Origin of the sequence: Kitasatospora sp. NPDC059571 (assembly GCF_042735675.1) — a bacterium.
Lineage (GTDB): Bacteria > Actinomycetota > Actinomycetes > Streptomycetales > Streptomycetaceae > Kitasatospora.
The window spans coordinates 1-7,114 of the sequence record NZ_JBHWBW010000420.1 but is presented as its reverse complement, the minus strand read 5'-3'; the positions used below and the strand labels follow the sequence as shown (position 1 = coordinate 7,114).

The 7,114-nt window shown below is 71.7% G+C and carries 7 protein-coding genes; 3 read left to right on the top strand and 4 right to left on the bottom strand.

Annotated elements, in window-relative coordinates:
* Positions 1-39: 39 nt before the first annotated feature.
* Genes ACFV0G_RS31695 through coxB form a run of 3 tightly spaced genes read right to left on the bottom strand, consistent with a single transcriptional unit; the run spans position 40 to position 3,088 of the window.
* Positions 40-456: a cytochrome c oxidase subunit 4 gene (locus tag ACFV0G_RS31695; protein ID WP_380555466.1), complete on the bottom strand. Its 417-nt coding sequence runs from the start codon at positions 454-456 to the stop codon at positions 40-42.
* On the bottom strand, positions 456-2,234 hold the full coding sequence (gene ctaD, locus ACFV0G_RS31690; protein WP_380555464.1) for a cytochrome c oxidase subunit I: 1,779 nt from the start codon (positions 2,232-2,234) through the stop codon (positions 456-458). The genes ACFV0G_RS31695 and ctaD overlap by 1 nt, the downstream gene beginning before the upstream one ends.
* On the bottom strand, positions 2,231-3,088 hold the full coding sequence (gene coxB, locus ACFV0G_RS31685) for a cytochrome c oxidase subunit II (RefSeq protein ID WP_380555462.1): 858 nt from the start codon (positions 3,086-3,088) through the stop codon (positions 2,231-2,233). Before coxB ends, ctaD begins: the two co-directional genes overlap by 4 nt.
* A 340-nt stretch (positions 3,089-3,428) precedes the next feature.
* Here coxB and ACFV0G_RS31680 point away from each other — a divergent pair, with 340 nt between their 5' ends.
* Positions 3,429-4,979: a cysteine desulfurase/sulfurtransferase TusA family protein gene (locus ACFV0G_RS31680; protein ID WP_380555460.1), complete on the top strand. Its 1,551-nt coding sequence runs from the start codon at positions 3,429-3,431 to the stop codon at positions 4,977-4,979.
* Here the strand turns inward: ACFV0G_RS31680 and ACFV0G_RS31675 are convergent.
* Positions 4,972-5,946: a carbohydrate kinase family protein gene (locus tag ACFV0G_RS31675; protein WP_380555458.1), complete on the bottom strand. Its 975-nt coding sequence runs from the start codon at positions 5,944-5,946 to the stop codon at positions 4,972-4,974. The genes ACFV0G_RS31680 and ACFV0G_RS31675 overlap by 8 nt on opposite strands.
* Positions 5,947-6,178: 232 nt before the next feature.
* Here ACFV0G_RS31675 and ACFV0G_RS31670 point away from each other — a divergent pair, with 232 nt between their 5' ends.
* Positions 6,179-6,394: a hypothetical protein gene (locus ACFV0G_RS31670; protein ID WP_380555456.1), complete on the top strand. Its 216-nt coding sequence runs from the start codon at positions 6,179-6,181 to the stop codon at positions 6,392-6,394.
* A gap of 105 nt (positions 6,395-6,499) precedes the next feature.
* Complete coding sequence (locus ACFV0G_RS31665) at positions 6,500-7,075, top strand: hypothetical protein (protein WP_380555454.1); 576 nt, start codon at positions 6,500-6,502, stop codon at positions 7,073-7,075.
* The last annotated feature ends 39 nt before the right edge of the window (positions 7,076-7,114 follow it).

Here is a 7,114-nt window from a genome sequence, read left to right as displayed (position 1 = left end):
CCCCGGAGGGAGGTCCCGGCTGCGGGACTGCGGAGCGACCTACTGGTTCTGGTCCTCGCCGCGGTAGAACTCGAAGACCCAGCCGTACAGGCCGATCAGGATGATCGGGATCGACCAGTACAGCAGCCACCAGCCGAAGATCACGCCCAGGAAGGCGAGCGCGCCGCCGATGGCGAGCGCGAGCGGCTGCCAGCTGTGCGGGGCGAAGAAGCCGACCTCGCCGGCGTCGTCCGCGACCTCGGCCTCGGGGTTGTCACCCGCGCCGCTGTCCACCCGGCGGGCGGTGAAGGCGAGGTAGTACCCGATGAAGGCGCACAGGCCGAAGGCCAGGAAGAGCGCCGTGGTGCCGGCGGCCTCGGTGCCGTGGCTGCTGTGCGTGGTCCACAGACCGTACACGATCGCCATGATCAGGATGAAGACGGCGAAACCGCCGAAGATCTTGCCCTGCTCCTTCATCAGGCGTCGCCCTCCTTCTTGGACTTGCCCAGGGACGGACGGTCGTACTGGGCCGGGGTCACGCCCTCGAAGTGCTTCGCCTGCTCACCGTGGTTCTCCAGGTAGTCCAGCGCGGCGATCTCCGGGTAGTGGAGGTCGAAGGCCGGGGATTCGGAGCGGATGCGCGGCAGCGTGAGGAAGTTGTGCCGCGGCGGCGGGCAGGAGGTCGCCCACTCCAGCGAGCGGCCGTAGCCCCACGGGTCGTCGACCTCGACCTTCTCGCCGTACTTGGCGGTCTTCCAGACGTTGTAGAGGAACGGCAGGATCGACAGACCGAGCACGAAGGAGCCGATGGTGGAGACGGTGTTCAGCGTGGTGAAGCCGTCCGAGGCGAGGTAGTCGGCGTAGCGGCGGGGCATGCCCTCGGCGCCCAGCCAGTGCTGGACGAGGAAGGTGGCGTGGAAGCCGAAGAACAGCGTCCAGAAGGTGATCTTGCCCAGGCGCTCGTCGAGCATCTTGCCGGTCATCTTCGGCCACCAGAAGTGGAAGCCGGCGAACATCGCGAAGACGACGGTGCCGAAGACCACGTAGTGGAAGTGGGCGACGACGAAGTACGAGTCCGAGACGTGGAAGTCGATCGGCGGGGAGGCGAGCAGAACACCCGTCAGACCACCGAAGAGGAAGGTGACCAGGAAGCCGATCGTCCACAGCATCGGGGTCTCGAAGCTGAGCGAGCCCTTCCACATGGTGCCGACCCAGTTGAAGAACTTCACACCGGTCGGGACCGCGATCAGGAAGGTCATGAAGGAGAAGAACGGCAGCAGCACCTGGCCGGTGACGTACATGTGGTGGGCCCACACCGTCACGGACAGACCGGCGATCGCGATGGTGGCCGCGATCAGGCCGGAGTAGCCGAACATCGGCTTGCGGCTGAAGACCGGGATGATCTCCGACACGATGCCGAAGAACGGCAGCGCGATGATGTAGACCTCGGGGTGGCCGAAGAACCAGAACAGGTGCTGCCAGAGCATCGCGCCGCCGTTGGCGGGGTCGAATACGTGGGCACCGAACTTGCGGTCCGCCTCCAGGGCGAACAGCGCGGCGGCCAGCACCGGGAAGGCCAGCAGGACCAGCACGGCGGTCAGCAGGACGTTCCACACGAAGATCGACATGCGGAACATCGTCATGCCGGGGGCGCGCATGCAGATGATCGTGGTGATGAAGTTGACCGCACCGAGGATCGTGCCGAAGCCGGAGAAGGCCAGACCCATGATCCACATGTCGGCGCCGATGCCCGGGGAGCGGACGGCGTCGGAGAGCGGCGAGTAGGCGAACCAGCCGAAGTCGGCGGCGCCCTGCGGGGTGAGGAAGCCGCACACCGCGATCAGCGAGCCGAACAGGTACAGCCAGTAGGCGAACATGTTCAGACGCGGGAAGGCGACGTCGGGGGCGCCGATCTGGAGCGGCATGATCCAGTTCGCGAAGCCCGCGAAGAGCGGGGTGGCGAACATCAGCAGCATGATCGTGCCGTGCATGGTGAACGCCTGGTTGAACTGCTCGTTCGAGAGGATCTGCGTCCCCGGACGGGCGAGCTCGGCGCGCATGACCAGGGCGAGGATGCCGCCGATCAGGAAGAAGGCGAACGACGTCGCCAGGTACATGGTGCCGATCGTCTTGTGGTCGGTGGTGGTCAACCACTTGATGATCTGGCTGCCCCGCTTGGTCCGGCGGGCGCTGCTGCCGACCGTGACGGCCCCGGCGCCCCCGCCGGCCGCGGCGGGCTCGTTGAGGATGGTCACTTCTCTTCACTTCCCGTGCTCGGAAGGATGCCGGACGGCACCGCGCCGGACTGGCCCTTGGCCCGCAGCTCCTTGAGGTGCTGCTCGTACTGGTCGTGGGTGACGACCTTGACGTTGAACAGCATCCGGGAGTGGTCCTGGCCGCAGAGCTCGGCGCACTTGCCGGCGAAGGTGCCGTAAGCGGTCGGCGTCACCTGGAACTTGTTCACCACGCCCGGCACGACGTCCATCTTCATCATGAAGTTGACGGGCCAGAAGTCGTGGATCACGTCGTTGGAGGTCAGCACGAACTCCACCGACTCGTTGATCGGCAGGTAGAGCGTCGGCGGGTTCGCCGTGGTGCCGACCTCGTACGCGGCGGTGCTGCTCGCCGGGTCCGGCTTCTCGGTGTTCTCGTAGTTGAACGCCCAGCTCCACTGGAAGCCGACCACGTTGACCACGTGCTGCGGCTTCGCGCTGACGGCGGTCAGCTTGGCCTCGTCGCGGGCGACGAAGTAGAAGAGGACCGAGACGATGACGAGGGGGACCGCGGTGTACAGCGCCTCGATGGGCACGTTGTACCGGGTCTGAGCCGGGACCTCCACCTTGGTGCGGCTACGCCGGTGGAAGATCACGCTCCAGAGGATCAGACCCCACATCAGTGCGCCCACTGCCAGCGCCGCGATCCACGAGCCCTGCCACATGTGGAGGACCAGCGGGCCCCCCGTGGTGACGGGCGAGGGGAGGCCAAGCCTGGGGAGGTCGTTGGCCGAGCAGCCGGTGGCGGTCGCGATGACGAGGCCCAGTGCCAGCGCCTGAGGCAGCTTCCGCCGCATCGTGCGCCGCGGCGAGCGGTCGGAGCCGTTGGGACTCACGTAGCGCCTTCCCGAAGTCTCGCCCGCGATCGCGTCACCCCCAGGAGTGCTGTACGCCTCCCCGGCGACCCGGCCACGGGCACGGTTTGAATGCTTATGCGGGCCAAACGCTACTCCATCCTTATGCGGCACTCACGAGCAGCCCCCGGTAACGCGCCGCCCGGCTACCCGATCAGCCCCGGCCCGCACTCAGCCCCAGGTCATGGCAGGCATTCGAGGGTCGCACGCCCGATCGGGGGACCCGATTGCGACACGCGGGTGACGGACAGTCGGGCCGGACGAAAGGGCCGAAAACGGACGATCGGGCGGGCCCGCCGCGGGGCGGGGATAGCGTGGAGGGGTGTCGTACTTCGATGTGGCATCCACCGCACCCCTGCACCCCGTCGCCCGGCAGGCGCTGACCGCGGCGCTCGACGAGGGCTGGGCCGACCCGGCCCGGCTGTACCGCTCCGGCCGGCAGGCCCGGATGCTGCTGGACGCGGCCCGGGAGACGGTGGCCGAGGTCCTGGGCGCCCGGCCGGACGAGATCTCCTTCACGGCGAGCGGCACCCAGGCCGTCCAGCTGGGCATGCTCGGCGCGCTGCGCGGCAACCGGCGCCGCGGCGGCCACCTGGTGCACTCCGCCGTCGAGCACTCCAGCGTGCTGCACGTCGCGGAGCAGCACGAGGCCGCGGGCGGCGAGGTCGCGGTCGTCCCGGTCGACCGGCTCGGCCGGGTGCGGGCGACCCGGTTCGCCGCGCGGCTGACCGAGACCACCGCGCTCGCCGTGCTGCAGACCGCCAATCACGAGGTGGGCACCGTGCAGCCGGTGGCGGAGGTGGCCGACCTCTGCGGCAACGTCGGGGTCCCGCTGCTGGTGGACGCGGCGCAGAGCGCGGGCCGGCTGCCGGTGCCCGGCGGGTGGTCGCTGCTGGCCGCGAGCGCGCACAAGTGGGGCGGGCCGGCCGGCGTCGGGGTGCTCGCGGTGCGCAAGGGCGTGCGGTACGCCTCCCCGCTGCCCGCCGACGAGCGCGAGCGCGGCCGGGTGCCGGGGTACGTCAACGTGCCGGCGATCGTCGCGGCGGCGGCCTCGCTGCGGGCCGTCCGGTCGGAGGCGGAGCGGGAGAACGCCCGGCTGCACGCCCTGGTCGAGCGGATCCGGCTGCGCGTCCCGCAGCTGGTCCCCGAGGTCGAGGTGGTCGGCGACCCGGTGCACCGGCTGCCGCACCTGGTCACCTTCTCCTGCCTCTACGTGGACGGCGAGGTGCTGCTCGGGGAGCTCGACCGGGCGGGGTTCGCGGTCTCCTCCGGCTCCTCGTGCACCTCCTCCACCCTGACGCCGAGCCATGTGCTGGCCGCGATGGGGGTGCTGACCGAGGGGAACGTCCGGGTCTCGCTGCCGTTCGGGACGGCGGAGGAGGACGTCGAGCGCTTCCTGTCCGTACTCCCGGGGACGGTCGCGACGGTGCGCGCCCCGTTGGGGCTGGACCTGGGCCTGCCGGCGGCGGCCGGGACGACGGACGATGCCGGGGCGGAGCCGGAGCCCGGGACGGAGGCCGGGACGGCGCAGGATGCGGACGCCGGGGCCCGGGGGCCGGGGGCCGAGGCGCAGCCCGAGGACGCGGCGCAACCGGCGGCCGGCGGGGCGGCGCAGGATGCGGACGGGCCGGCGGCGGCCCTGGTGGTCGACGCCCTGGGCAAGCGGTGCCCGCTGCCGGTGATCGAGCTGGCGAGGCGGATCGGCGGGGTCGAGCCCGGCGGCACGGTCGCGGTGCTGGCCGACGACGAGGCGGCCCGCCTGGACATCCCGGCCTGGTGCGGCATGCGCGAGCAGGAGTACCTGGGCGAGGCCCCGGCCGCCCTGTACGGGGGCGACCGGGGCAGCGCCTACCTGGTGCGCAGGCTCAGCTGAGCTTGGCGCGGACCTCGGCGGCGGCCTCCTCGCCGTAGGCCGCGGCGAAGCGCTCGCAGAAGTGCACCCGGCGCAGCTCGTACTCCTGGGTGCCGACGGTCTCGATCACCAGGGTGGCGAGCATGCAGCCGAGCTGGGCGGCGCGCTCCAGGCCGAGGTCCCAGGACAGGCCCGCCAGGAAGCCGGCGCGGAAGCCGTCGCCGACGCCGGTCGGGTCGGCCTTGCGCTCCTCGGCGGGGCAGCCGACGGTGATCGCGGGCTCGCCCTTGCGCTCGATCCGCACGCCCTTGGCGCCGAGGGTGGTGACCCGGGTGCCGACGCGGCCCAGCAGCTCCTCCGCGGCCCAGCCGGTCTTGGACTCGATGAGGGCGGCCTCGTACTCGTTGGTGAACAGGTACGCGGCGCCGTCGACGATCTCCCGGATGTCGTCGCCCTCCAGGCGGGCGAGCTGCTGGGAGGGGTCGGCGGCGAAGGCGTAGCCGCGGGTGCGGCACTCCTGGGTGTGGCGGACCATCGCCTGCGGGTCGTCGGCGCCGATCAGGACGAGGTCCAGGCCGCCGACGCGGTCGGCGATCGGCTTGAGCTCGATGTTGCGGGCCTCGGCCATGGCACCGGTGTAGAAGGACGCGATCTGGTTGTGGTCCAGGTCGGTGGTGCACATGAAGCGGGCGGTGTGCCGGGTCTCGGAGATGTGCACCGAGGCGGTGTCCACGCCGTTGCGCTCCAGCCAGCTGCGGTACTCGTCGAAGTCGGCGCCGGCTGCGCCGACCAGCACCGGGCGCAGGCCGAGGACGCCCATGCCGAAGGCGATGTTCGGGGCGACGCCGCCGCGGCGGATGTCGAGGGTGTCGACCAGGAAGGAGAGCGAGACGGTGTGCAGCTGCTCCGCGACGAGCTGGTCGGCGAAGCGGCCGGGGAAGGTCGTCAGGTGGTCGGTGGCGATCGAGCCGGCGACGGCGATACGCACGGAGGTCTCCTCGGGTGGCCTGATGGCGGCCGGAAGCGGCGGTGGACCCACCCACGGTACAGCCAGCGGGGGGCCGGCGACGGTGCCGACCCGAACAGGTACTACCCCGTAGTAGCCCTGGTGGGGGCCCGCGGAGCGGCCTAGGGTCGCAGCAGAGGGGCCGGTCGGCCGGCCCCGGGAAGGTGCCGCGGCAGTGCTGCCGCGGCCCGGCGATCGGAGCGATCAACCGATGATGCCCATCCAGCCCCCCGCCCGGGTCCCGAGCCACCTCAAGGGCGACGCCGATCCCGACACCCTCGACGCGCTGGTCAGCTCCTCGCGGCTGCTCGGCCGCTTCTGGCCGCGGATCGCGGCCGGCCCGCAGCCCGCCGCGGCGCCGTCGGCCGGGGTGTCGGTGCCCTCGGGGGCGCAGTTGCTGGTGGCCTCGATGGCGGAGTACGGGGGCTGACCCGGCCGGTGCGGGCCGGGGGAACCGGATTCATCCGGTTCACGTCAGAGGGACGCAGCGCCGCCGCAGGGCGGCGGTGCCTGACCCTCGGGAGGACAACGCACCATGGACGCAAGGACCGCAGTCGTACCGTTCAGGACCGTGTGGCGGCGCCGGGCCGCCGCTCTCGCCGGGCTGGTGATCACCGCCGGTTCGCTGGCCGCGTGCGGGTCGGCGGGGTCGACGGGCGCGGCGGACGGCGCCGGCAGTACCGCGCCGTCCGCGAGCGCGAGCGCCTCGGCGCAGCCGTCGGCCCCCGCCTCGCCGTCCCCGTCCGACTCCCCCACCGCGACCCCGGCGCCGACCGGCCCCGGGATAGCCGTCGGCGAGCCCGCGCCGACCGCGGTGAAGCTGCCGGCCACCGGCTACCAGGTGCAGAACGGCACCGAGCTGACCGTGTACTTCTTCGGCGGGGTGTGCGACAAGTACGGGCTGCGTGCTGACGAGTCGATGACCGGGCAGGTGCGGGTCCGCGTGGTGATCGCCAAGACGGCGGACCCGGGCAAGGAGTGCCCGCGCCTGGTCAAGCAGGAGTCGGTGACGGCGCAGCTGTCCAAGCCGCTGGACGGCCGCAAGGTGGTCGACCTGGCCTCCGGGACGACGCTCGGGCTGAGCGGCGACATGCCGGGCGGCCCGCGCTGAGGACGGCGGCGGAGAACGGCGGAGGGCGGTCCGGGATGC

Bases quoted from the DNA above. Each gene is read 5' to 3' on its own strand.
- ACFV0G_RS31695 (WP_380555466.1), bottom strand. From the start codon at position 456: ATGAAGGAGCAGGGCAAGATCTTCGGCGGTTTCGCCGTCTTCATCCTG.
- ACFV0G_RS31670 (WP_380555456.1), top strand. From the start codon at position 6,179: ATGCCCATCCAGCCCCCCGCCCGGGTCCCGAGCCACCTCAAGGGCGAC.
- ACFV0G_RS31665 (WP_380555454.1), top strand. From the start codon at position 6,500: ATGGACGCAAGGACCGCAGTCGTACCGTTCAGGACCGTGTGGCGGCGC.